General features: G+C 37.7%; 1 pseudogene. It reads left to right on the top strand.

Going from position 1 to position 522, the window contains the following annotated elements:
- Window positions 1-368: 368 nt before the first annotated feature.
- A pseudogene (locus J7R10_RS10085) lies at window positions 369-522 on the top strand (pseudouridine synthase); the annotation flags it as partial.

A 522-nucleotide genomic window follows, 5' to 3' on the forward strand; every position in this document is an offset into this window, starting at 1 on the left:
AAATCCTCCGGCGGTTTCAATTATTTCTGAAAAAATGAGCGCAGAAGACAGTTAATGATTTTTCCTGTTTTCCTACAATCTAAACGAATGAAGAAAAACACAGCAACACTTCAACTAACCCGGAACTTACGATAACGAAATTTAATAAAGAACATCTGAAGGAAATAAAAAGAAAAAATTTGGGGCTGCGGTGGAGATAGGCAAAAAACGAAAAAAACAAAACGAGACGGGGGGAAGAGATAGAAAATACGATCTTCACACAGGGCAAAAACAGTATTTAAAAAAACAAAAAAAACAAACAACCGCAATATAAACGCCACCCAAAAGGAAAGGGAAAAAACCAAAAAGTCCAACCCAGATCATAGAAAAGAGAGAAAAAAAACCGGGAAAAAAAAAATGTGCTTGGTGCATTGGGATTATCGGGTAAACGGCACATTCGTGTATCTTAGGGTACATTTCAGCTCTCTGATTTGGAAGAGGGAGCAGTCCGCGAGATAAAAGGGAGAATGTTGCGTGATCAAT

It is taken from the genome of Bartonella vinsonii subsp. berkhoffii ATCC 51672 (assembly GCF_902825225.1).
In the GTDB taxonomy this organism is placed as follows: domain Bacteria; phylum Pseudomonadota; class Alphaproteobacteria; order Rhizobiales; family Rhizobiaceae; genus Bartonella; species Bartonella berkhoffii.